The 23,055-nt window shown below is 61.3% G+C and carries 18 protein-coding genes, 1 tRNA gene and 1 riboswitch; of the genes, 2 read left to right on the forward strand and 17 right to left on the reverse strand.

The window, feature by feature from the left end:
- Positions 1-35: 35 nt before the first annotated feature.
- From rph to asnB, 5 genes are all read right to left on the reverse strand, one after another.
- Positions 36-761 (reverse strand): ribonuclease PH, encoded by a 726-nt coding sequence (gene rph, locus DWW73_RS01800; RefSeq protein ID WP_117778583.1) that lies wholly within the window; start codon positions 759-761, stop codon positions 36-38.
- Positions 762-815: 54 nt separating this feature from the next.
- Positions 816-1,700: a glutamate racemase gene (gene murI / locus DWW73_RS01805; protein ID WP_117778584.1), complete on the reverse strand. Its 885-nt coding sequence runs from the start codon at positions 1,698-1,700 to the stop codon at positions 816-818.
- 53 nt (positions 1,701-1,753) lie between these two features.
- A complete protein-coding gene (locus DWW73_RS01810) occupies positions 1,754-2,665 on the reverse strand; it encodes an HAD family hydrolase (protein WP_117778585.1) in 912 nt (303 codons plus the stop codon).
- Positions 2,666-2,772: 107 nt separating this feature from the next.
- Entirely contained in the window at positions 2,773-4,335 is a 1,563-nt protein-coding gene (locus DWW73_RS01815; protein ID WP_117778586.1) for a Mur ligase family protein, read from the reverse strand.
- Positions 4,336-4,445: 110 nt separating this feature from the next.
- Entirely contained in the window at positions 4,446-6,326 is a 1,881-nt protein-coding gene (asnB, locus tag DWW73_RS01820; RefSeq protein WP_117563808.1) for an asparagine synthase (glutamine-hydrolyzing), read from the reverse strand.
- Positions 6,327-6,513: 187 nt separating this feature from the next.
- Between asnB and DWW73_RS01825 the strand changes: the two genes are divergently transcribed.
- Positions 6,514-6,589 (forward strand) — tRNA-Val (locus DWW73_RS01825).
- A 611-nt stretch (positions 6,590-7,200) separates the two neighbouring features.
- On the opposite strand, the gene DWW73_RS01830 is transcribed toward DWW73_RS01825, so the two are convergent.
- From DWW73_RS01830 to DWW73_RS01885, 12 genes are all read right to left on the reverse strand, one after another.
- Entirely contained in the window at positions 7,201-8,484 is a 1,284-nt protein-coding gene (locus tag DWW73_RS01830) for an aminotransferase class III-fold pyridoxal phosphate-dependent enzyme (RefSeq protein ID WP_117778587.1), read from the reverse strand.
- A gap of 68 nt (positions 8,485-8,552) precedes the next feature.
- Complete coding sequence (gene argB / locus DWW73_RS01835; protein ID WP_117778588.1) at positions 8,553-9,533, reverse strand: acetylglutamate kinase; 981 nt, start codon at positions 9,531-9,533, stop codon at positions 8,553-8,555.
- An 81-nt stretch (positions 9,534-9,614) separates the two neighbouring features.
- On the reverse strand, positions 9,615-10,883 hold the full coding sequence (argJ, locus tag DWW73_RS01840; protein ID WP_199413447.1) for a bifunctional glutamate N-acetyltransferase/amino-acid acetyltransferase ArgJ: 1,269 nt from the start codon (positions 10,881-10,883) through the stop codon (positions 9,615-9,617).
- A 135-nt stretch (positions 10,884-11,018) separates the two neighbouring features.
- Positions 11,019-12,089: an N-acetyl-gamma-glutamyl-phosphate reductase gene (gene argC / locus DWW73_RS01845; RefSeq protein WP_117770107.1), complete on the reverse strand. Its 1,071-nt coding sequence runs from the start codon at positions 12,087-12,089 to the stop codon at positions 11,019-11,021.
- A gap of 257 nt (positions 12,090-12,346) precedes the next feature.
- Positions 12,347-12,757 carry a pyridoxamine 5'-phosphate oxidase family protein gene (locus tag DWW73_RS01850; RefSeq protein WP_117637582.1) on the reverse strand — a complete coding sequence of 137 codons (411 nt, stop codon included), beginning with the start codon at positions 12,755-12,757 and terminating at the stop codon, positions 12,347-12,349.
- A 51-nt stretch (positions 12,758-12,808) separates the two neighbouring features.
- Complete coding sequence (locus tag DWW73_RS01855) at positions 12,809-13,255, reverse strand: pyridoxamine 5'-phosphate oxidase family protein (protein WP_117563813.1); 447 nt, start codon at positions 13,253-13,255, stop codon at positions 12,809-12,811.
- Positions 13,256-13,285: 30 nt separating this feature from the next.
- The gene (locus tag DWW73_RS01860) at positions 13,286-14,086 is read right to left on the reverse strand and encodes an energy-coupling factor transporter transmembrane protein EcfT (RefSeq protein WP_055252301.1); all 801 of its coding nucleotides are present in this window, start codon (positions 14,084-14,086) and stop codon (positions 13,286-13,288) included.
- Positions 14,086-15,990, reverse strand: a complete 1,905-nt coding sequence (locus tag DWW73_RS01865; RefSeq protein WP_117778590.1) for an energy-coupling factor transporter ATPase — start codon at positions 15,988-15,990, stop codon at positions 14,086-14,088. The genes DWW73_RS01860 and DWW73_RS01865 overlap by 1 nt, the downstream gene beginning before the upstream one ends.
- A complete protein-coding gene (locus DWW73_RS01870) occupies positions 15,987-16,577 on the reverse strand; it encodes an ECF transporter S component (RefSeq protein ID WP_117778591.1) in 591 nt (196 codons plus the stop codon). The genes DWW73_RS01865 and DWW73_RS01870 overlap by 4 nt, the downstream gene beginning before the upstream one ends.
- 5 nt (positions 16,578-16,582) lie before the next feature.
- Positions 16,583-16,775: riboswitch (FMN riboswitch) on the reverse strand.
- A gap of 476 nt (positions 16,776-17,251) precedes the next feature.
- Entirely contained in the window at positions 17,252-18,889 is a 1,638-nt protein-coding gene (gene groL / locus DWW73_RS01875) for a chaperonin GroEL (protein ID WP_022094352.1), read from the reverse strand.
- Positions 18,890-18,985: 96 nt separating this feature from the next.
- On the reverse strand, positions 18,986-19,279 hold the full coding sequence (gene groES, locus DWW73_RS01880; protein ID WP_022094351.1) for a co-chaperone GroES: 294 nt from the start codon (positions 19,277-19,279) through the stop codon (positions 18,986-18,988).
- Positions 19,280-19,714: 435 nt separating this feature from the next.
- A complete protein-coding gene (locus DWW73_RS01885) occupies positions 19,715-21,352 on the reverse strand; it encodes an amidohydrolase (RefSeq protein WP_233509085.1) in 1,638 nt (545 codons plus the stop codon).
- 168 nt (positions 21,353-21,520) lie between these two features.
- Between DWW73_RS01885 and DWW73_RS01890 the strand changes: the two genes are divergently transcribed.
- Positions 21,521-22,984 carry a M20 family metallopeptidase gene (locus DWW73_RS01890; RefSeq protein WP_117778592.1) on the forward strand — a complete coding sequence of 488 codons (1,464 nt, stop codon included), beginning with the start codon at positions 21,521-21,523 and terminating at the stop codon, positions 22,982-22,984.
- The last annotated feature ends 71 nt before the right edge of the window (positions 22,985-23,055 follow it).

Raw genomic sequence — 23,055 nt, forward strand, 5'->3', positions numbered from 1 at the left:
AACCTGCCAAAATAAACCTGTCCCTTTTTGGCAGGTTAGGCGAGGGCTTGGCACTGGAGCTCGATGAGCTCGGCGATACCCTTGTCGCCCAGGTCGAGTAGGGCGTTGAGGCGCTTGCGGTCGAAGGGCGCCTGCTCGCCAGTACCCTGGAGCTCGATCATCTCACCGGTGTCGGTGGCGACGAGGTTCATGTCGACCTCGGCGTGGCTGTCCTCGAAATAATCGAGGTCAAGCAGTGTATTGCCGTCGACAACGCCCATGGAGATGGCAGCCACCTGGCCGGTAAGCGGGATGCGCTCGATCTTGCCCGCCTCGACCCACATGGCAAGGGCGTCGTGCAGCGCCACCCAGGCGCCGGTGATGCTCGCTGTACGCGTGCCGCCATCGGCCTGAATCACATCGCAGTCGACGGTGACGGTGTACTCGCCGAGCGCCTTCATGTTGACGACGGTACGCAGGCTGCGGCCAATGAGGCGCTCGATCTCCATGGAGCGACCCTTGCGGTTGGCATGCTCGCGCTTGCAGCGCTTGCCGGTCGACGTCGGCAGCATGGCGTATTCCGCGGTCACCCAGCCGGCCTTAGCTCCCTTTCGCCAGCCCGGCACGCCCTCCTCGATAGTGGCGGCGCACAGCACGCGCGTGTCGCCGAACTCGGCCAAACACGAGCCGTGGGCGTGCTTCATGACGCCACGGGTGAGCTTAACGGGGCGCAACTCGTTGGCAGCGCGACCGTTGGCGCGGTTGACCTGCATGTACTCCATAGAAATATCCTTTCGGCAAAAGATGTGGCGAAGGCTTTGGCGGCTGCCTTACATCTATTTCAGTTCATCGATATCGATATGCTCAATGCTCTTGAGCGGCTGGCCAAAGATAAAGCTGCCCGCCACCGCAAACTCGGCAATGTTATCGGCCGTCGTTGCAAAACGATGCTGCGGCTCGGCGGCGTCGCCCGCCAGCTGCTCGCGGCGCGTGAGGATATCGGTCAGCTCGCGCGTGGTCTCCTCGGCGGAACTCACGACGCGCACCCCAGGCCCCAGCGCATGGCGGATAGGTCCCACCAACAGCGGAAAATGCGTACAGCCGAGCACCACGGTATCGATACCGTGGTCGCGCAGCGGCTCAACCGTGGCACCCACCAGCGCACGCACGGCAGGTGTATCGAAGATGTCCTCGTTCTCAAGCCACTGCTCCTGCAGATGCGCACCCGAGGCGAGCTCGTGCTCAACGACCTCGACAAAGCTCGAGGCAGGGCAGCCGTATACGTCAACACCGGCATCCAGGTCCTGAATGGCGCGCGTGTAAGCACCCGAGCGAATGGTGAGGTTGGTGGCGAGCACGCCCACCCGGCGCGTGCGGGTGCTGTTGATTGCCGCGCGTGCGCCCGGTGCGATCACACCGATGACGGGGACGTCGAGCACCTGCTGGGCCAAACGCAAGGCCGCAGCGGTCGCTGTATTGCAGGCGATGACCATGATCTTGACGTCGTGCTTCGACAGCCAACGGCCCGCCTGCAGTGCAAACGAACGCACCTCGTCCTCGGTGCGGGTGCCATAAGGACAGCGTTTGGTGTCGCCAAAGTAGTAGACGGACTCGTGCGGCAACGCCGTCGCAATCGCACGCGCAACCGTCAGACCGCCCAGGCCCGAGTCGAACACGCCAATGGGGCGCGTGTCCCCGGCCAGATTCTCGATATCGGACATTACCTCACCAGATTCTCTCTCGAAAAGATATGGCTCAGAACGATAGGACCGCGCTACGAACGAGCCGCGACGAGCAGCTCTGCCGTTGCCGCCCAGCCGTCGACAATCTTGCCGCGCGTGACGTAGGCGTTATCGCAGGTATCCAGGAACTCGGGCGCGCCGGCGCTCGTCAGGCCATTCTCGACCAGGCAGAACGTGCCCACGTGATCGGCCATGTAGAAGTCGGACTCGGAGTCGCCGAGCGCGAGCGTCTCCTCGCGCTCGATCCCCAGGTGCTCGCAGAAACGTGCGATGGCAACGCCCTTGTTGAGGCCCGCGGGGTTGATGTTGAATGCGCGACCGTCCTCGACGCGATCGAGCTCGAGCGTCGTCGGCTTGGACAGATGCGTCAGGTGACCGTTACAGGCCCACACCAGGCCACAGCCGGCCTCGTCGAGAATGGCCTGGACCTCGTCGTCGGGCACATCGCCGCGCATGCCGACGGTGACCTCGCGGTACTTGTAGCCAGTCGACATGTCGTTGTGGTACTCGATCTTATGCGGCCAGCGGGCGAGAATCTTCTCGCATACGCCAGTCTGCTCGATCACCTGATGCGGCGTGAGGCCGCAGGCGGGGTCGTAGGGCATATCGCCGGTCAGATACTCCCAATCGTTGGCCTTGAGATCGTACATGACCAGGCCACCCATCTCGCCGATGTAGGAGTTGAGGCCAAGCACGCGCGCATCCTCGTGGATCATGGTGCGGTTGCGGCCCGAGGTGGGAACCACCTGAATACCAGCGCGGGCAAGTGCCACGACAGCCTCGACGAGCTTGGTCGAGGGGTTGCCGTCGTTGTCGCGCAGCACGCACGAGCCGGGCGCGAGCATGGTGGCGTCCAGGTCGGTAAAGACGTACTTAACCTTGGCAAGACGCTCGCGCATCTCGCCCGAAAGCTCGGCAACAGTCGGCAGGGTGTTGTGGGACATGGTTACTCCGTTTACATAGAAGGGTTTGGACTTGGACGGCATGTTTTGATTGAGGGAACACGCTTATGGCGACAGCGCACTCAGGGCGCCGCCGCCATCATGGTTCATTAGTCAAACTGGGTAACATCGATTAGGCGATTGGCCAGCGAAAGGTCGCTCTCGATGGGCACAAACTCGTCGCCCACGTGCATGAGTTCCTCGTCACCCTTTGCCAGCAGCAAGACAATGGTGGGAGCATCGGGGTTGACGTACTCCTCGCGCGCCGCCTTGAACGCCGCGTGCACAGCGGCTTCGCGGTCGAGGATGATCTTGTTCGGCGTATCGTCGGGAACATGCTCGGCAAGCTCGCGACAGACCTTCATCGGGTCCTCGTGAGCTGGATCCTCGTTGGCAAAGATCATCAGGTCGGAATACGGTGCGGCCTCGCGCGGAAGCTGCTCGCGGCGCTCCTGCGCCTTGCCGCCGGCAGCGCCAAACACTGCAATGACTGGACTAGTGGGAAACGCGCGCTTGACCGACGAGAAAAGCGAACGGAACGAAAGCTGGTTGTGCGCATAGTCAACGACGCAGATCACGCGGCCGTCCTTCGACTCCACGACCTCCATACGGCCCGGTACACGCAGTTTGGAGAGGCCCTTCTTGATAGCCTCGATACCGATGCCGATCTCGCGCGCAGCGGCGATAGCGACCAGCGCGTTTTCCACGTTAAAGTCGCCCGCGATGCCCAGCAGGACCTTCTCCCCCGCCTCGGACTCGTCGGCACACAGGCCATGCAGGTTAAACTCGATGTTAAAGCCGACCATGCGCACATCGCTCGCCCACAGGCTTGCCTCGGGATGCTCGACGCCAACGGTCACCAAGCGCTCGGCCGTCGACGCTGCCTCCAACACACGGTCAACCTCTTCGGTGCCCAGATTCACCACGGCGGTCTTTGCCTGGTCAAAGATCCTGAGTTTGCTCTCAAAATAATCCTCAAACGTGGGGTGTTCGATCGGCGAGATGTGGTCACGGCCGATGTTGAGGAAGCACGCCACGTCAAACGGCAGATTCTCGACGCGTTGGTACTTGAGCGCCTGGCTCGAGACCTCCATGACCATGGACTGGCGACCTGACGTGCGGCAGTTGGCGATATGGCGCCAGACCTCTGGGGCCTCGGGCGTAGTATTGGTGCTCTCGTAGCACTCGATGCCATCGTCGGTGTTCACCGAGCCGATCATGCCGCAGAACTCGCCCGCCGCTTTGATGATGGACTGGAGCATAAAAGCGGCCGTGGTCTTTCCCTTGGTACCGGTGATACCCACGATCTTGACGTCGTGGTCGGGACGGTCGTAGACCTCCGGCGGCAACAGGGCCATGGCCGTGCGAACGCTATCAACAACCAGCATCGCAGCACCGCTCTCCTGCGCCAGCGGCTCCAGAGACTCGACCAGCGACTCCTCGCACACAAATGCGACGGCGCCCGCATCGAGCGCCATGCTCAAAAACGCGGGCTTAAAGGCAGCGCCTTTGCAAAAGAACACGTCACCTGCCGATACCGCGCGCGAATCAAACGAGCAGCCGGTCACCGCGCGCTCGTCAACCTGCTCCAATGCGCGCAGCTCGCCGCACGCATCGAGTAGCTTGGCGAGCGTATCGACCGTGGTCACGGTTGCGGAATCCGAATGGTGCATCTTTCACCTTTCTCAGCCATTGGCAGGGACGGCTTTTATAGTAACTGAAACGCGCCATGCAAAAACGGCTCCCGGAGGAGCCGTTACGCGCAGGCGTTCGTAAGCCGAGGCTAGGCAGCCTGAACAGCGGGCTGGTCCTCGTCGATAAAGAAGCGCTTGTACCACACCAGGAACACGAGCGGCGTATAGATCTTGCGCTGGAAATCGCCCTTGCCCGCAAAGTGCAGATCGAGCAGGTGCATGAGCTCGTCGGTATCGAAGAACTCGCTTGCCCACGGCGCGGTGAAGTACTCCTTGACATAGTCGTACCACTTTTGCTCGCGCAGCCAGTAGACAATCGGCACCGGGAAGCCCACCTTGGGACGGGTGGCCCACTCATCGGGCAGCGACTTGTTGGCAGCGTGGCGGAGTACCTGTTTGTTGCCGTTCTCGTTGATGCGGTAGCGGTCGGGAATGTGCTCGGCGAACTCCATGACTTTGCGGTCCAGGAAGGGCACGCGCAGCTCCAGCGAGTGCGCCATGCACATCTTGTCGGCCTTGAGCAGAATGTCGCCCGGAAGCCACATGTTCATGTCCAGGTACTGCTTCTTGACCAGCTCGGGCTGACCCTTCACGCGCGCATAGATGGGAGCGGCAAGCTCGAAGGCGCCATCGCCGGTGTTGTACTCGGGCTTGAGCACGCCGTCGACCTCGCGCTCCGGCCATACCAGAGCCTGTCCCAGGAACGACTTCTCGGGGATCTCGGCACCCTTGACCAGGAAGTTATGTCCCTTGAAGTACGGCATATGCAACGCCAGGTTACCGAGCGCGCGACGGATGGGCAGCGGCACCATCTTTTTGTACTTGCGGACCGGGACCGTGTCCTCGTAGTAGGCGTAGCCGCCAAAGAGCTCGTCGGCACCTTCGCCCGAAAGCACGACGGTGACGTCCTTGCGGGCCATCTCGGCCAAGAACCACAGCGGCACGGAAGACAGGTTGGACTGCGGCTCGTCCATGTGATACTGGATGTCCTCGAGCGCACCGAAGAACTCGTCGGCGGTAATCATCTTGCGGACATTCTCGACGCCGAGCTTGTCAGAAAGTTCCTTGGCGTAGTTGGTCTCGTTGAAGTTCTTGTAGTCAAAGCCCACCGAGAAGGTCTTGTCGGGCATGAGGCAAGCGGCGATGTAGCTGGAGTCGACGCCGCCGGAGAGGAACGACGCGACCTTGACGTCAGCGATGCGATGGGCCTCGACGCTCTCGTGCACGACCTCATCCAGCTCGTCGACGTACTCCTCGAACGGCTTCTCGACGGCAGAGTAATCGCAATCCCAGTAGCGCTCGATGTTCATCTTGCCGGTCGGGATATCGACGGTAAAGTAATGCGCCGGCGGCAGCTTGTAGACACCCTCGAAGAAGGTCTCCTCGGTTGCCGAATACTGCAGCGTCATGTACGGACGCAGGGCCTTTTTGTTGACCGCCTTGTGGAAGTGCGGGTAGTCCAGGAAGCTCTTGATCTCGGAACCGAAGAGCACGCCCGGAGCGCCGTCGCCCGCATCGGCCATGGGATAGTAGTAGAGCGGCTTGATGCCAAAGATATCACGGGCGCCAAAAAGCTTATTCTTCTTCTTGTCCCAGATGACGAAGGCGTACATACCGCGCAAGCGATCGAGTACTGCCTCGCCCCACTCCTCGTAGCCGTGCAGGAGGCTCTCGGTGTCGGCGCCGCAGTGGAACTTGTAGCCCTTGGCCTCGAGCTCGGAACGGAGTTCTTGGAAGTTGTAGATCTCGCCGTTGAAGACAATGACGACGCTACCGTCCTCATTGGCCATGGGCTGAGCGCCGGCCTCGGTCAGGTCGAGGATCGACAAGCGGCGGAAGCCGAGGGCAACGCGGCCGTCGATAAACTGGCCGCCCATGTCGGGACCACGATGGACGATGCGGTCCATCATCTTGGTGAGCACCTCGGATTGGTTATCCGTCCCACCGACAAAACCGACAAAACCGCACATATACTATCCCCTCTGCTGTTGCTGGGTATCAAATCGAATCAGTAGCTTTTGAGTATACCCGAGGGCGTAAAGAGGGGCGGAATGTTCAGGCAATCTCAACTGAATCAGCTCCGCGCCGACACGCGACGGTTACCTTTAATGGATATGAGATGAATGAGGCGATTGTTTTGCTATACTCTCTCCGCACGGGCGATTGGCGCAACGGTTAGCGCAGGTGCTTTACACGCACAAGGCTGGGGGTTCGAATCCCTCATCGCCCACCACTGATTTGATAGGCTCCCAGCTATGGGGGCCTTTCATTTTTGGGCCCATCGCAGAGGGATTCGAACCCGAAAGGGTGCGGAGCTGAGGAAACGCGAAGCGTTTTCCAGCGCAGCACGCGAGGGCCGTAGGCCCGAAGCGAGAGCGGACGGCGTCAGCCGCACGCGACATCCCTCATCGCCCACCACTGATTTGGAAACGGTCCTCGAAAGGGGACCGTTTTTGCTTGGGCCCATTTCATGGGATTCGAACCCGCCAGCACGTCCGCCACAAAGGCCGTGGCCAAAAAATGGCAAAAATGAGTACTGTTACTAATTTTGTAGCAGCGATTTTTGGGTTTCGCTGGGTAAATCTAGCCCTGAATCAGCGATTTGAAGCCTTTGCTAGCTGTTTCCCCATTAACATAACTGAACATGTGTGGTCTAACTAATCCTAGATAGTCGGTTTCATATGAGATTCAGCTGGTGACAGTACTCACATTTGGCATTTTTTGTCCAAAGGCTCTCCTGGCCATTGCAGATTTGTGGCAAAACGGGCTCCAGACCGCTGAATCATGCCACATAGGGCACGTCCGCAGTCCGGAACCCGGTCAAAGTTAAGTTATTTCGCTGTGTTAGGCCAAAACGTCCGACAGGATCTCGATCAGACTGTCCACGTCGGATTCCTCGCAGACGAGCGGCGGCAGGAAACGCAGCGTATGGGCACCCGTAGCGTTAATCACGGCACCAGCCCCCAATGCACGGGCCACAACGTCGTGTGCATCACCCACAGTTTCGTCCAGATCGCAGCCGAGCATCAAGCCGCGGCCACGCACCTCGGTCACGTTCGGCAGCTTGGCGAGCTTTGCCTCCATATAGGCGCCTACCTTGGCAACATGGTCGGCATAATCGCCGTGCACGAGCGCGGAGAGCGTCGCGGCACACGCCGCGACGGCCAAGCAGCTACCGCCAAAGGTCGAGCCGTGGTCGCCCGGCTTAAACACGTCGGCAATCTCCTTCTTTGCTACGACGGCACCCATGGGCACGCCATCAGCAATGCCCTTGGCAAGGCTCATGATGTCGGGTTCCACGCCATAGGTTTGGAATGCAAACGGCTTGCCGGAGCGGAAGATGCCGCACTGGACCTCGTCGGCGATAAGCACGGCGCCCACTTCGTGTGCCAGGTCGCGCGCTGCCGTCATAAACTCCTCGGTCATGGGGTGCACACCGCTCTCGCCCTGGATCGGCTCGAGCATCACGGCACAAATTTCGCCCCCCAGCTGCTTAAAGATCGCACGCAGTTCATCGATATCGTTGGGCGTGCAGGCCACAAAGCCACCCGGCAGCGGGCGGAAACTATCCTGCAGCCAATCCTGCATGGTGGCGGCAATGGTCTCGAGCGTACGGCCGTGGAAGCCGCCGCGCATGCACACGATAGTGTTGCCGCCGTTACCGGCACGCTTGGCGTACAGGCGCGCGAGCTTCATCGAGCCCTCGTTGGCCTCGGCGCCGGAGTTGGCAAAGAAGGTCTCCCACACCTGCTCGTCCGCAGCCGGGGCACCAAGAGCAGCTGCCGTGGTCTCATCGCCGGCGGCAATGGCATCGGCAAGCACGCGCGCACCATCTGCGTCGTCGTTAGCAAGCTTGGACAGCAGCGCCGCGACCTGTCCACGCTGCTCGATGTAGAAGTAATTGGAGACATGCATGAGCTTTTTGGTCTGTGCCTCGAGCGCCGAGAGCACAGCCGGGTCGCCATGACCTAGGCTGCACACGCCGATGCCGGCAAGAAAGTCGAGGTACTCACGACCATCGTCGCCGGTGAGCTTCATGCCGTGACCCTCGACAAACTCGACCGGAGAGCGGCCAAAGGTATGCATAACGTAATGGGATTCAAGCGATTGCTGAGCTGCAAGTGACATGGAATGCCTTTCGTTGAGCGCCGGACGGCGCAGGCCTATGGGTGCAGGAATGGGGCGGCTGCGGTCAGCTAGACCGTCTGGAGCTTCTCGACCTCGTCGAGGTTCTCGGCCAGACGCGCCGCAAAGGTCGAAAGCGGATGCGGATGCGTATCGAACTCGTAGGCCGTCTCGGTAGAATGGATCACGGTGCCGACGCCGGCATCGGTCAGCAGCTCCAGCAGCAGCGAATGCGGCGTGGTGCCGTTGATGATGTGAGCGCGAAATACGCCGCCGGCAAGCGCATCGACGGCCGCGCGCAGCTTGGGAATCATGCCCTTATCGACCTCGCCGCCGTAGAGCATTTCGTTAACCTCGTCGAGTGTTAGGTTGGAGATGAGTGAGTCTTTATCGCTAGAGTCCTTGTACAGGCCGTCGACGTCGGTCAAAAAGATCGCCTTGTGCGCGTGGAGCGCTGCCGCAACGGCACCGGCGGCGGTATCGGCGTTGATGTTGAAGAAACCGCCGTCCTCCCCCGCCGCGACGGTAGCGATAACGGGGATGTACTCGCTATCGAGTAAGCGCTCGATATAGTCGGTGTTAACGTGCGTCACTTTGCCCACGCGACCGAGCTCGGGGTCGAGCGGCTCGGCGATGAGCGTGCCAGCATCGCTGCCCGACACGCCCACGGCCAGGTTGCCGTGGTGGTTGATGGCGGCAACCAGCTCCTGGTTAACCTTGCCGCCCAGCACCTCGCGCACGATATCCATAGTCGCCGGCGTGGTCACGCGCTGGCCGTTCTTAAACTCGACGGGGATGTCGTAGTGGCTCAGCGCCTCGTTGATGGCCTTGCCGCCACCGTGCACGATAACAGGGCGCATGCCGATGATCTTGAGCAGCACGATGTCGCTCATCACGTCGCGGCGCAGCTGCTCATCAACCATGGCGGCTCCGCCATATTTGATAACAACCGTCTTACCGGTCAGGTTCTTAATCCACGGCAGCGCTTCGAACAGCAGCTGCGCGGTTGCTTCGTTGGATTCGTTCGAACGACAATCGCGTGCGAATTTCATAATCTGCCTCGTCTTTCGTATCGTTATCGCGCCGTGCTCCGCTGTCCGCAATCGCGGCAAGATGCGCAGCGTGCCTGGAATCTAGGAACGGTAGTCGCCGTTAATGGAGATGTACTCATGCGTGAGGTCGCAGGTCCACACGGTCGTTGCCGCGTCGCCTGCGCCCAGGTCGGCCGAGATCACGATCTCGGGCGCCTCGAAACGTCGTAGAGCCTCGTCCTCGTCAAAGGGAACAGTCAGGCCATCGCGACAGACAGGCATGCCCATCATGTCGATGGAAACGTCTTCCTGATTAAACTTCACGCCGCACTTGCCAAGCGCCATAGCAACGCGGCCCCAGTTGCAGTCGTGGCCGGCGATGCAGGTCTTAACGAGCGGCGAGTTAGCAACGGCACGGGCGGCGATATCGGCCTCCTCGTCGTTGGCGGCGCCGGTAACGTTGACCGTAACAAGCTTGGATGCGCCCTCACCATCGGCGGCGATATTGCGCGCCAGGCTCTCGCACACCTCGTGCACGGCAAATGCCAACTCGTCAAAGGCATCGGAGCCCTCGACGATAGGCTCGGCATCTGCGGCAGCGGCGCCGGAGGCAAGCATGATGCAGGTGTCGTTGGTCGAGGTGTCGGAATCGACCGTTACCTTGTTAAAGGTCTGCTTGACGGTCGAGAGCAGCAGGGCATGAAGTGCCACAGGCTCGACGGGGGCATCGGTGGTGATAACTGCGATCATGGTGGCCATATTGGGCATGATCATGCCCGAGCCCTTGCACATTCCGCCTACCGTATAGACATTGCCCGCATGACCCGCAGCCTCACTGACGTAGGATACGGCGTACTCCTTGGAGTGCGTGTCGGTCGTCATGATGGCGCGAGCGGCATCGGCGCCACCGTGGGCGGAGAGCGCCTCGTAGGCAGCAGGAATGGCGGTCTCAAACGTGTCGATCGGCAGAATCTGGCCAATCACACCCGTGGAGGCAACCAGAATCTGCTGGGGCTCGCAGCCGATGACCTGCGATGCGATGCTGCACGTCTCGCGCGCGCAGGCAAGGCCGGTCTCACCCGTGGCGGCGTTGGCATTGCCAGAGTTGACCGAAACACCGGCGATGATACCGTAGCCCTTGTCGGCACCGCCCAGGTTGGCACGGCTCACCTGCACGGGCGCCGCGCAAAAGCGATTGGTGGTAAACACGCCGGCACCGGGACAGGGTTTATCGGGCACGACGAGCGCGTAATCCAGACGCTCGGGGTTCTTGCGGAACCCAGCGTGGATGCCTGCAGCTTTAAAACCAGCCGCAGCCGTAACGCCACCCTCGACGGCGCGAATCTTGATATCAAACAGCTCGGTATCCATCGTCTTTATGACTCCTTATGTCAAACAAAAAAACGGACATCGGTTGGTGCGCCATGCCAGTCGTGATCATGAGACCAGCTTAAGAGTGGCGCCCCACTCGGTGCCCGACTACCAAATCGTTAACAATCGAATGTGCTACACCGGGCACGCCACTGTAGGCAAGCCTCGTCGCTCGTCAAAGCCAAAGACGATATTGGCGCACTGGACTGCTTGGCCCGCAGCGCCCTTGCACAAATTGTCGATAGCACCCGTCGCCACCAGCACGCCCGCGCGCTTGTTGAGCGCGAGGCCAATCTGGGCAGCGTTGGTGCCGACGACCGAAGCCGTCTTGGGCTGCTGGCCGGCATCGAGCACGCGCACAAAGGTGCGACCGGCGTAGAACTGCTTGTAATGGTCGACAACGTCCTCAAGGGTCAAGGTATCGAGAGCCTGCGGCGTGAGCGGCAGCGTCACCGTGGAGAGCAGACCGCGCTTGAGCGGTGCCAGGTGCGGGGTAAAGACGACGCGATCGGTCAGGCCAAGGATTTGCTCAATCTCGGGCGTGTGGCGATGCTTGCCCACGCCGTAGGCCTCCAAGTTCTCGTCGGCGCTGCAAAAATGGGTGCGGGCGTTGCAGGACTTACCGGCGCCCGTCACGCCGCTAATGGCATCGACAATCACGGGGCCGTTCTCGGCCACCCAGCCCGCGCGCACGGCGGGCGCGGCGGCAAGGCTCGTTGCGGTGGGATAGCAACCGGCGCAGGCGACCAGCACGGATTTGCCGTCGGCATGGTCGGATGCGGCGGTCTCCAAGTCCTGGCAGAACAGCTCGGGCAGACCGAAGGCACGGGTCTTGAGCAGCTCGGGGCTCGTATGCTCGGCGGCATACCAAGCCTCAAAAACGGACGCGTCGTTCAGACGGTAGTCGGCCGAAAGATCAAAGCAGGAGACGCCCGATGCAAGCAGCGCGGGCACCTGTGCCATGGCAGCCGTGTGCGGCACGGCCAAAAAGACCGCGTCGCAGTTCTTGAGCTCAGGGGCATCATGCGTCGTAAAGACAAGATCGCTTACGCCGGTGAAGCTCGGGTGCACCGCAGACAACGGCTGGCCGGCATCGGCGTTGGACGTAATGGCAGCAAGTTCAAACTCGGGATGACCGAGGACGAGGCGAATGAGCTCGGCTCCGGCATATCCAGCCGCGCCGACGATTCCAACCTTCAAAGACATATCAGACTCCTTGTCTGCGATTTATGCACCGATGCGCATTTCGCAGCGGTCGTTATGAAGTGGGTTGAAACTTTAGCACCAAAAGATGCATTAATACGTAAATGGCTTGCATATTCATGCATTGAAACATTCCCGACACATTCGCTTGAAGGAATTGACAAATGGAGCGGGCCCCGTATTGACCGGCGCTCCTAACGGCGCCGGGCAATACGGGGCCCGCCCATGCGAAAACCAAGTTGTTAGGATGAGCCAGCTGGCTAGAGCTCGACCGGCACCCATTCGTCGTGATTGCAGATAAAAGCCTCGGGATCCTCGACGCTAAAGAAGACGAGCGTGGGGTCGTTAGGCCCCTCATAGTGCTCGCCCAGGCGCTCTAGATGCTTCCACCCAGCTTCGCGCATTTCGCCTAAAGCCCGGTCATCCAAGCCGGCACGCCCGCGCAAGATGAGCCAGCCATGGCCCGGCCACCAACTCGTGGCCTCAAAGCGCTGGTTTTGCAGCAGCTCTTGCCACACATCTTTGGTGCGCGCTGTTACAAACCACAGCTTGCCGTCCTGGATCTGCGCAAACGAAAACGGACGCACATGAGGCTGTCCGTCAACGCTCGTCGCCAAATACCATGCCGGCACCGACGTCAGATACTCCAACACCGTATTCAATCCGTCCATGTGTCCTCCTGGCGCTAGCTAATTCGGAACGGGTAGTTAATTTGAGACGCTCTAGAGCTCCAGGCGCTCCTCGCTGCCGTCGATATCACAGAAGCGCGCGGCAATGTTGCGGACCGAAAAGAAAGCAAGGCGGCCGTCGTTGGCACTCTCGTGTTCCTCGCCGATGCCCACCATGTGCTTAAAACCCGCTTGACGCACCTTGTCGCTCGCAACCGCGTCGTCCTCAAGTGCGGCCTCGCCGGTCAACACGATCCAACATTCCCCCGGCTTCCAGCCCGAGAGCTCAAACTTGGGATTCGCACTCAGCTCCGCCCACACATCCTTGTCGCGCGACGTGCAAAACCACAGCTTACCGTCATCGACCATGGCAAACGAAAACGGCCTCACGCGAGGCTGATGCCCGTCGGTCACATCGGTCGTGGCCAGATACCACGCCGGAATGCGCCTGAGATACGAACAGGCGCGCTCAAGCTGAGCCGTGCGGTCGTTGTCGGTCATAGGGACCCCTTTCTTGCGCTCGAATCGCGCCTAAACAAGTTGAAGGTTGACGACGATGACACACGCAAACAGCAGCATCGTCACAACCGCAGCCAGCGCATCCCCGCGGCGAAATGCAAGTGCATGCAGACGCGTGCGGCCCTGCTCGCCGTGATAGCAGCGTGCATCCATGGCGGCAGACAACGTCTCGGCATGACGGAACACGCCCGTGAACAGTGGAATCGCCACACTGCCGAGCATACGCACGCCGCCGAGCGGGCCACCCGTCACGCGCGCACCGCGGCTTGCCTGCGCGTCCGCCGTCTGCTTCATCTCGGTGGCAAACTGCGGCATAAAGCGCAACGCGATGCCCATGATCATGCCGAGCTCATGCGCAGGGAGCCCCACGCGCGCAAACGGTGCGAGCAGACGCTCAAAGCCCGCGGTGAGGTCGAGCGTAGGCGTGGTGAGCGTAATGGCGCTCATGCCGGCCATCATCAAGCTCAGGCGGCACGCCATAAAGGCGGCGGAATGCAGCGAGCCCTCGCTTATCTGCAAAAAGCCAAGCTGCCACAGAATGCGCCCGCTCTGGTCGGAAAACAGGTTGAGCACTGCGACCACCACGACAATCGCCAGCAATGGTGCCATCGATGATAGGACCCGGCGCAACGGCACCCGGGACACGGTATAGATCAGGACAACGAAGATTGCGACCGGGGCCAGTCCGCGGAAGCTGCTGACCGTGAGCGTCGTGATCAGAAACACAAAGCCCAAGAGCAACTTAGTTCGCGGGTCCAGGCGGTGGATCGCACTATCGCCGGGATAGTAGCTGCCAAACGAAAACGCCTCCATTAGCAGCCCTCCTCTCGCGCGACCGTCTTGGATTTAGCAATGTCCGCGACGTTAGAAGGACCGTCTGAGCGACCGATCAGCAAATCTGCCAGCTCGTCGGCCAGCGACTCAACCGTATAGAGCCCGCCGCAACGCAGCGGCACGCCCGCCTCCGCGAGCGCCAACGCCATGCGCTGAGCAGCAGGTACGCCCAAGCCGATCGACTTGAGCTCATCGGCATGTGCAAACACCTGCGCGGGGGTTCCCTCGGCAAACACCGCACCTTCGTTCATCACGACGATGCGGTCGCAGCAGTTGGCCAGGTCATCCATACTATGCGAAACCATGACAACGGTCAGGCCATCGCGGTGAAGTCGATCGATAAGCTCAAGGAAATCCCTGCGCGCCGCCGGATCGAGCCCCGCCATGGGCTCATCGAGTACCAAGACCTCGGGCTCCATGGCAAGCACGCCGGCAAACGCCACGCGCCGCTGTTGGCCACCCGAAAGCTCAAAGGGACTCTTGTCGCCCACCGTGGCCAAGTCGAGGCCCACGCGCGCGAGCGATGACTCAACGCGGCGCGCGACCTCGGCCTGCGACAAGCCAAGGTTGTGCGGGCCAAACGCCACGTCCTGCGTCACGGTTTCGGCAAACAGCTGACGCTCGGGATATTGAAACACCACGCCGACCTTGGCCTTAACCGCGGCGGCATCTTTCTTGTTTGCCAGGTCGAGCCCCAACGCGTAAACGGAACCCTCCTGGGGGCGAATCAAACCGTTGAGATGCTGGACCAGCGTCGACTTACCCGAACCGGTATGACCTGCTAAGCCCAGGAACTCGCCGCGACGCACCGTCAGCGATACATCGCGCAGCGCCCACGGGCTGCTGGGGTCGTTTCCCCAGAGAGCCTGTTTGCTCGATTTGCCCGCAACGGCCGAGCGCTTATGCCAGCGGCGACGCTCGCGCGGACTGAGCGAATAACTGTACGAAACATGGGATAGCTCGATGACGGGCTCCGACGCGTTGCCCTCGTTGTCTACCGGAACAGTGCCGTCAGCGATTTCCAACTGGGACGCGGAAGGCCGCCCTGCGGTGTCTTCCCCACTCCGGTCGGCATATACCTGCGCAATCTCGGCGACCATATCCGCCTCGCGCACCTGCGCATGAACGGGCACGCCCTTCGCACGAAGCGCCATGCCCAAGCAGCACGACGCCGGCATATCCAGGTTGAGCTCCACGAGCCCATCTGCCCGCGTCAGAATCTCCTCGGGCGTACCGAGCATGGCAACGCGCCCCGCCCGAAACACCGCGACACGATCGGCCTCGGCGGCCTCTTCCATAAAGTGCGTAATCATCACGATGGTCATGCCGCGTTCGTGCAGCACGTGACAGGCCTTCATAAGGCCCTTGCGCCCGCGCGGATCGAGCATCGAGGACGCCTCGTCCAAAATGAGCACGCGCGGTTCCATGGCGAGCACACCGGCAAGCGCCACACGCTGCTTTTGACCGCCCGAAAGCGCATGGGTCTCGTGGCGCTCAAAGCCCACCAGGCCCACGCCCTTCAGCGCCTCGCGTACACGCTGCGCAATTTGTGCAGATGGCACGCCAAGGTTTTCGGGACCAAACGCAACGTCATCTTCGACAAGCGTTGCCACCAGCTGGTCATCGGGATTCTGGAATACCATGCCCGCGGTCGAACGAATGTCGTAGACCAGCTCGGGATCGGACGCATCCATGCCGTTGATGCGTACCGTGCCCGCATCGGGCTGCAGCAGCGCATTCAGATGCTTGGCAAACGTCGACTTGCCCGACCCATTGCCACCGAGGATACAGAAAAACTCCCCGTCCTCGATGTTCAGATCGACACCGTCGAGTGCCGGTACGGCACCGTCATAGCTAAAGGAAACGCCCTGACACTCAATCATGCGCGGCCTTTGACCTGGTCCTTTTTAGGCGTGATGAGGTTGGAGACCGCCTTGTACACCGCAAGTGTCAATACCGAGTTAAGGACGGTCTTGATAAGGTTGAACGGCAGCACGGCAGGAACCATGAGCGGGGCGATCACATCGACCGAGCCATACCAGAACCATACGCCAATGGTAAGGTTTGCGACCATAGACAACGCCGTAGCGGCAATGACGCCGAGCACCAGGCCAATCACGGCACCCTTATAGGTATGCATCTTCTGGTAGACGATGGCCGCGGGCAGAATGTAGCCCAGCGTGGCAACCAGGTTCATAAGCGCGCCGACCCAGTCACCCGTGGTGAGCGCATGGATAACGATCGCCATAGCGGCAACAGCGGTACCGGCACCGGGGCCATACGCAAACCCGCACACCATCGCCGGCACCAGCGACGGGTCATACGTCAAAAACGGCGCGGAGGGAAGGATGGGTAGCTGCACATACATAAACAACGCGCTCAAGGCACACATCAACGCCATGGTAACGAGCTGTTTGGTGCTCCACCTATTCGTGTTCTCAAAATGGATATGCTGCGACTGTTCAGACATAAGATCACCTGCCTCTTTCATCCGGACTCTAACCGTTGGTACTGGGATCTCACCAGTTCAGCCGGCATGCGAACCAACGCACACACGGGTCGCGGACTCATCGGCTCGGTCGCAGACGCCTCGCCTGCGCCACGGCACCCCTTTGGCACCGTCCGATTTACCGCCAGTGGGGAATTCCACCCCGCCCTGAAACAGCAATTGCAAGTGTAGCACCAGTAGGCTTTCGCGCAAGTATGCCAAGGGTAATTTATGGCGGGGGAAACGCTCTAGAAATGCGGCCGGGACAGAGCAGCGCGACAATAACGTACCCGCCCATCCCAAAGTGCTGCGCTTTTCGCGGCAAAGCCGCGAAACAGCAAAAGGGAAAAGCCACCGCAACAACCACGTTCCCCATCCATCCCAAAGTAGCGCGCCTTTCGCGCAAAGCGCGAAACAGCGAAGGGGACACGTATCCCTATCGACCACGTCCTTCTCCGCCCGCCGACCTCAAGGCCGTAAACGCAGGGAATCCGGGGGCGTGACGGGGGCTTCCCTCCGGAACATTCCGCAGGACGCAAAGAGGCTCCGCAGCGCGAAGCGCGATGCGGAGCCTCTTTGCATGTCCGAGGACGTTCCGGAGGGAAGCCCCCGTCACGCCCCCGGATTCCCGGTGGGAGTTCTAGACCTTGTCGGCCTTAGTACATACCGCCGCCCTGCTGACCAGCGGTAGCAGCAGCGATAGCATCCTCAAGCTGAGTGTTCTTGGGCACATCGGAGACGGTAGCCTCGGTGATGAGGATCAGGCTGGCGACAGAAGCAGCGTTCTGCAGGGTGACGCGGCTGACCTTGACGGGGTCGAGGACGCCCATCTCAATCATGTCGCCCCACTCGCCGTTGGCAGAGTTGAGACCCTGGCCGGCGGGCAGCTCGGCAACCTTGTCGACCACGACAGCGCCCTCAAAGCCAGCGTTCTTGGCGATGGTGGCGACCGGAGCGGTCAGAGCCTTCTTGACGATGTCGACACCGATCTTCTCCTCAGGGTCGTCAAGCTCAACGGCGTCGAGTGCAGGAGCAGCGTCCATGAAGGCGACGCCGCCACCGGCGACAATGCCCTCCTCGACAGCAGCGCGGGTAGCCTGCAGAGCGTCCTCGACGCGATGCTTGATCTCCTTGAGCTCGGACTCGGTAGCAGCGCCGACCTTGATGACGGCAACGCCACCGGAGAGCTTGGCCAGGCGCTCCTGGAGCTTCTCGCGGTCGAAGTCAGAGGTGGTGTTCTCCATCTCACCCTTGATCTGAGCGATACGAGCGTCGATGGCCTCCTTGGAGCCAGCGCCGCCGACGACGACGGTGTTGTCCTTGGAGATGGTGACGGACTTAGCGGTACCGAGCATATCTGCGGTGATGTCAGCGACCTTCACGCCCAGCTCGTCCAGAGCGGCCTGGCCACCGGTGAGGACGGCGATGTCCTCGAGGATGCGCTTGCGGCGATCGCCGTAGCCCGGGGCCTTGACGGCGCAGACGTTGAGAGCGCCACGAATCTTGTTGAGGACCAGGGTCGGCAGAGCCTCGCCGTCGATGTCCTCAGCGATGATGAGCAGGCCACGGCCGGCGCGCTGGACAGCCTCGAGAACAGGCATGATGTCCTGAACGCTGGAGATCTTCTGGTCGGTGATGAGGATGTACGGATCCTTCATCACGGCCTCCATGCGGTCGTTGTCCGTGACGAAATAAGCGGAGACATAGCCCTTGTCGAACTGCATGCCCTCGACGGTGTCGATGGTGATGTCGAACGTCTGGGAATCCTCGACGGTGATGACGCCGTCCTTGCCCACGACCTCCATGGCCTCGGCGATCTTCTCGCCGACCTCGGGGTCACCAGCGGAGATGGTGCCGACGGAAGCGATCTGCTCCTTGGTCTCGACCGGCTTGGCCTGCTTCTTCATCTCGGCGACGGCGGCGTTGACGGCCTTGTCGATGCCGCGACGGATGGCCAGCGGGTTGGCGCCAGCGGCGACGTTGCGCAGGCCGTCGTTGACGATAGCCTGAGCGAGCAGGGTTGCGGTGGTGGTGCCGTCACCCACGGTGTCGTTGGTCTTGGTGGCGACCTCCTTCACCAGCTGGGCACCCATGTTCTCGATGTTGTCCTCGAGCTCAATCTCCTTGGCGACGGAAACGCCGTCGTTGGTGATGGTCGGGGCACCAAACGTGCGCTGCAGAGCAACGTAGCGACCCTTGGGGCCCATGGTGACGGTAACGGCGTCGGCCAGAGTGTTGACACCCTTGGCGAGCTTAGCGCGGGCATCGGTGTTGAACGTAATGTTCTTTGCCATGGTAGGTAATCCTCCAAAAGAAATGTGACTCGCGTCGCCGCTTCCGAGTCCTATGCGGCGGGCGCGTTCAAAGACGAATCAGAGATTCTGACGAGACTAGGCCTCGACAACAGCGTAGATGTCGTCGGCGCGCATCAGCAGATACTTCTCGCCGTCGACCTTGACCTCGTTGCCACCGAACTTACCGTAGATGACAACGTCACCGACCTTGACGTCCATGGGGATGCGCTCACCCTTGTCGTTGACCTTGCCGGCACCAACGGCAACGATGGTGCCGCGCTGCGGCTTCTCCTGGGCGTTGCTGGCGATATACAGACCAGAAGCGGTCTTCTGCTCGGCCTCGTCGGGCTTGACCAGAACACGATCTGCAAGCGGCTTCAAAGACGACATGCTTGTCTCCTCCTTTTTGGGCCGCGTGGTTATGCCACGCGAATTAACCCTTTTTGTTTGCGTACGCGTTGAATGGTACCCACGAATGGCGGGTTATACAACACGGAGTCAAAAAATCTTATTTTTTGGCACTTAGATTTTCTGAATGCCGGGGGATAACTTAGCGGTGGCTCCCGTGTGGCTCCGGAGGGGCGGGGCATAAGGTTTCCTGCTCGGGCAGTCCTGCTCGCACGAAGGCCACATTAAGTGGCCTTCGGCTCGTGCGGAACTCGCGATAAACCTTATGCCCCGCCCCTCCGGAGCCACACGGGAGCCAGGTTAACTAATTCGGGCCCGGCATTCAGAAAAGTCAGTACAGCAAAATGGCGATGCGGATGGTGCGAACAAGAAAGGGGCACGTTGCTGAAACGCGCCCCTTGTGGGTGGGGTATGGGGCTAGCGCTCGTAGATTAAGTTACCTGCCAGGTAGGTGGCTTGGACTTTGGTGGCTTGGAGTTCTTGGGGGTCGATGGTGAGTGGGTTTTGGTCCAGGACTACCAGGTCGGCGTACTTGCCGGGCTCCAGACTGCCGAGGTTTTGCTCGTCGCCCGCTGCATAGGCGCTGCCCAGGGTGTAGTTGCGCAGAGCCGTTGCCGCATCGATACGCTCGCTCGGCAACCAGCCGCCCTCGGGCCAGTGGCTTTTGGGGTCTTGGCGCATAATAGCCGTGTAGAGCACGTTCATGCTGGTAACGGGCGTGATAGGGCTGTCAGTACCGAAGGCTTGGCGGATGCCGCGCTGCTTATAGATTGCGAACGGCCACATGATTCGGCTTCGCTCCAGGCCAAGGTCGCGCTCTGGGCCACCCGGATCGAGCGTGATGTGGCAGGGCTGGCTCGAGGCGACCACGTTGAGCTTGCGCAGGCGATCGATATCCTCGGGCAAGAGGTTCTCCAGATGCTCGAGCGTGTTATGACCGTGCTGGGGCAAGCCGTAGAGCTCTGCCGCCTCCTCAAAGATATCGAGTGCGGCATGGATGGCACCGTCGCCGATAACGTGGATGCGCACGGTATGGTCACGCTCGGCTGCCGCCAAAACCAACTTGCGCATACGCTCGACAGGGACCGTCAGGCGGCCCTGGTCGCCCGGGAAGCGCGGGTTGGTATAGGGCTCAGTGAGGTATGCGGTATGCTCGCTCGACACGCCGTCGAAGAACTGTTTAAAGCCTGGCGCCGAGAGCAGCGCGTTGTTCGCGTAGCGGGTCTGGAGTTCTTCCAAGCGCGACTGGTCATCCAGCAGCGTGGGAAACAGATGGGCGCGGATGCCCAGCTTGCCGGAGGCCTGCAGTTTGTCGTAGACGTCGTCGCGGATAAAATCGCAGCCCGGCATGGGCATGAGCGACATGTCGCAAATCGAGGTAATGCCTTGCTCGGCCATACGCCTCATTTGATCGGCGTAAGCGCTTGCAATGCGATCCTCCCCCAGCCACTCAAGGCAGCGCGGTAGCAGCTGCATGGCAGCCGCCTCGTGAGCAATGCCCGTGAGCTCGCCGCTTGCGTCCTTGTCGTAGCCACCGCCCGCTGGCGGCTCGCTGTCGCGCGTGACGCCGAGCGCCTCGAGTGCGCGGCTGTTGAGCCACAGCGTATGGCCGTCGCCCGAATACATAACGCAGGGACGATCGGGGAATGCCGCATCGAGCGACGCCTTGGTAGGATGCTCGGGCGGGTCCCAACGGTAGTCGCGCCAGCCCTGAGTCACAACCCAAGCGTCGTCGGGCAGGTCCTGGGAAAACTCGAGCGCGTGTTGCACCAGCGCCGCCTCGGACGTGCCCATATCCATGAGCATGTACGGCGAGGAGCCGACCGAGGTATGGAAGAAGTGCAGATGAGCGTCATGGAAACCTGGGCAGACAAACTGCTCGCCGTAGTCGATAACCGGCGTGGCGGCAGGCGCGGCGGCAATCACGTCATCGGGCGCACCGACTGCGACGATACGGTCGCCTGCGATGGCAATCGCCAGCTCGCGGGCGGTATCGATGCCGTCTTGCGCGGTAAAGACGTTCTTGGAGCGGATAATCCGATCGATATGTTGCATGGGCATCCCCATCTCTGGCAGGAAATTCAACACCCCCGAGTGTACTCCCCCGCCCTTGTAACAAAACCCCAAGCGGCAAACGGCAACTTTACCAGCCCTAGCGGCAGGTGGCATACTGGAGAGAGCCTGTACGATTTTGCGATCAACCCAGCAAGGAGCAAATCGACCATGACGAAGACCAAGGCACAGCAGATTATGGCGGCGACCGAAGTGCGAGCGGCTGACGACGTCACCGCAGCCATCCAAGATATCGCTACCGAGTTTGAACCCTATATCATCAAGCAGCGCCGGCACTTCCATAAGCACCCGGAGCTGAGCCTTGCCGAGGAGCGCACGACCTCCGACATCGCCAACCAGCTCGACGCCATGAATATCCCCTACGAGCGTCCACTCAAGACGGGCCTGGTGGCGACGCTTCGCGGTACCGCGCCGGACGCCTACCGCGAGGACGGCACGCCGCGCCGCCGCATCCTGCTGCGCGCCGACATCGACGCCCTGCCCGTCACCGAGCAGACCGGCGAGGAGTTCGCCAGCGTCAACGAGGGCTGCATGCATGCCTGCGGCCACGACTGCCATATCGCCATGATGCTCGGCACGTTGCAGATTCTGCGCCACATGACCGATGACGTTCACGGCGAGGTCCGCATCGTGTTCCAGCCCAGCGAGGAAAACGGCCAGGGTGCCAAGCTCATGATCGGCACCGGCGTGCTCGATGGCGTCGATGGCGCCTATGCCGCTCACATTTGGAGCGAGGTCGACGCCGGCACCGTGAGCTGCGAACCCGGCCCGCGCATGGCCAATACCGACTGGTTCCGCATCGACGTTCGCGGCACCTCGTGCCACGGTGCCATGCCCCAGCGCGGCCACGACGCCGTTATGGTGGCGGCAGAGATCGTCAACGCCCTGCAGACCATCGTCTCGCGCGAGATTAGCCCCTACGAACCCGCCGTCATCACCGTCGGCGAACTGCACGGCGGCACCGCGCGCAACGTTATCGCCGGCACGGCGTACCTCGCTGGCACAGTGCGCACCTATGGCGACAAGACGCATGAGGAGATGCCCGAGCTTATGCGCCGCATCGTGGAGCACACCGCAGCAGCACTAGGCGCCGAGGCCGAACTCACCGACTACACTATCGCCAACTACAAGGTCGAAAACGATGCCGCCTCGAGCGAGCGCTGCCGCCAAGCTGTGCTCAAGTGCCTGGGCCCCGCAGGCGAGGGCCATTACCGCGGCACGCTTTCGGGCGAGGATTTCTCGGAGTACCTGCGCCGTGTGCCGGGCGTGCTCGCCTTTGTTGGCACGCGCAACCCCCAGATCGGCGCCACCTATGCCCAGCACTCCTGCTTCTACAAGATCGACGAGAGTGTGCTCGCCAAGGGCTCCATGGTAGCCGCCCAGTATGCCATCGACTTTTTGGCCGAGCCCACACAAGAAGAGCTCGACGGCCCCACGATCGCCGCGGTTGCCGAGACCAATCCCGACCTGGCCGCCAAGCTGCGCTCTGCCAAGGCAACGGCCGCCGAGGCCCGCGACGCCATGCACGACGCCCGCACCGCCCGCCATGCTGCCATCAAGGGCATCCACGATGCGCGGGCTGCCGCTCGCCACGAGGAGAAGCGCGACGAGTAGCCGTCATGCCCACCCATAACAACCTGGCTAGAGCAAAGCGGGGGGGGACGTTATCTCAACGTTCGCCCCCG

Source organism: Collinsella sp. AF16-8, assembly GCF_003462695.1.
GTDB lineage: Bacteria > Actinomycetota > Coriobacteriia > Coriobacteriales > Coriobacteriaceae > Collinsella.

Excerpts from the sequence above, each read along its gene's own strand:
- murI (WP_117778584.1), bottom strand. The coding sequence starts at position 1,700 with ATGTCCGATATCGAGAATCTGGCCGGGGACACGCGCCCCATTGGCGTG.
- argB (WP_117778588.1), bottom strand. The coding sequence starts at position 9,533 with ATGAAATTCGCACGCGATTGTCGTTCGAACGAATCCAACGAAGCAACC.
- DWW73_RS01830 (WP_117778587.1), bottom strand. The coding sequence starts at position 8,484 with ATGTCACTTGCAGCTCAGCAATCGCTTGAATCCCATTACGTTATGCAT.
- rph (WP_117778583.1), bottom strand. The coding sequence starts at position 761 with ATGGAGTACATGCAGGTCAACCGCGCCAACGGTCGCGCTGCCAACGAG.
- groL (WP_022094352.1), bottom strand. The coding sequence starts at position 18,889 with ATGGCAAAGAACATTACGTTCAACACCGATGCCCGCGCTAAGCTCGCC.
- DWW73_RS01885 (WP_233509085.1), bottom strand. The coding sequence starts at position 21,352 with ATGCAACATATCGATCGGATTATCCGCTCCAAGAACGTCTTTACCGCG.
- DWW73_RS01890 (WP_117778592.1), top strand. The coding sequence starts at position 21,521 with ATGACGAAGACCAAGGCACAGCAGATTATGGCGGCGACCGAAGTGCGA.
- asnB (WP_117563808.1), bottom strand. The coding sequence starts at position 6,326 with ATGTGCGGTTTTGTCGGTTTTGTCGGTGGGACGGATAACCAATCCGAG.
- DWW73_RS01815 (WP_117778586.1), bottom strand. The coding sequence starts at position 4,335 with ATGCACCATTCGGATTCCGCAACCGTGACCACGGTCGATACGCTCGCC.
- DWW73_RS01810 (WP_117778585.1), bottom strand. The coding sequence starts at position 2,665 with ATGTCCCACAACACCCTGCCGACTGTTGCCGAGCTTTCGGGCGAGATG.
- DWW73_RS01865 (WP_117778590.1), bottom strand. The coding sequence starts at position 15,990 with ATGATTGAGTGTCAGGGCGTTTCCTTTAGCTATGACGGTGCCGTACCG.
- groES (WP_022094351.1), bottom strand. The coding sequence starts at position 19,279 with ATGTCGTCTTTGAAGCCGCTTGCAGATCGTGTTCTGGTCAAGCCCGAC.
- argJ (WP_199413447.1), bottom strand. The coding sequence starts at position 10,883 with ATGGATACCGAGCTGTTTGATATCAAGATTCGCGCCGTCGAGGGTGGC.
- DWW73_RS01850 (WP_117637582.1), bottom strand. The coding sequence starts at position 12,757 with ATGGACGGATTGAATACGGTGTTGGAGTATCTGACGTCGGTGCCGGCA.
- argC (WP_117770107.1), bottom strand. The coding sequence starts at position 12,089 with ATGTCTTTGAAGGTTGGAATCGTCGGCGCGGCTGGATATGCCGGAGCC.
- DWW73_RS01855 (WP_117563813.1), bottom strand. The coding sequence starts at position 13,255 with ATGACCGACAACGACCGCACGGCTCAGCTTGAGCGCGCCTGTTCGTAT.
- DWW73_RS01870 (WP_117778591.1), bottom strand. The coding sequence starts at position 16,577 with ATGTCTGAACAGTCGCAGCATATCCATTTTGAGAACACGAATAGGTGG.
- DWW73_RS01860 (WP_055252301.1), bottom strand. The coding sequence starts at position 14,086 with ATGGAGGCGTTTTCGTTTGGCAGCTACTATCCCGGCGATAGTGCGATC.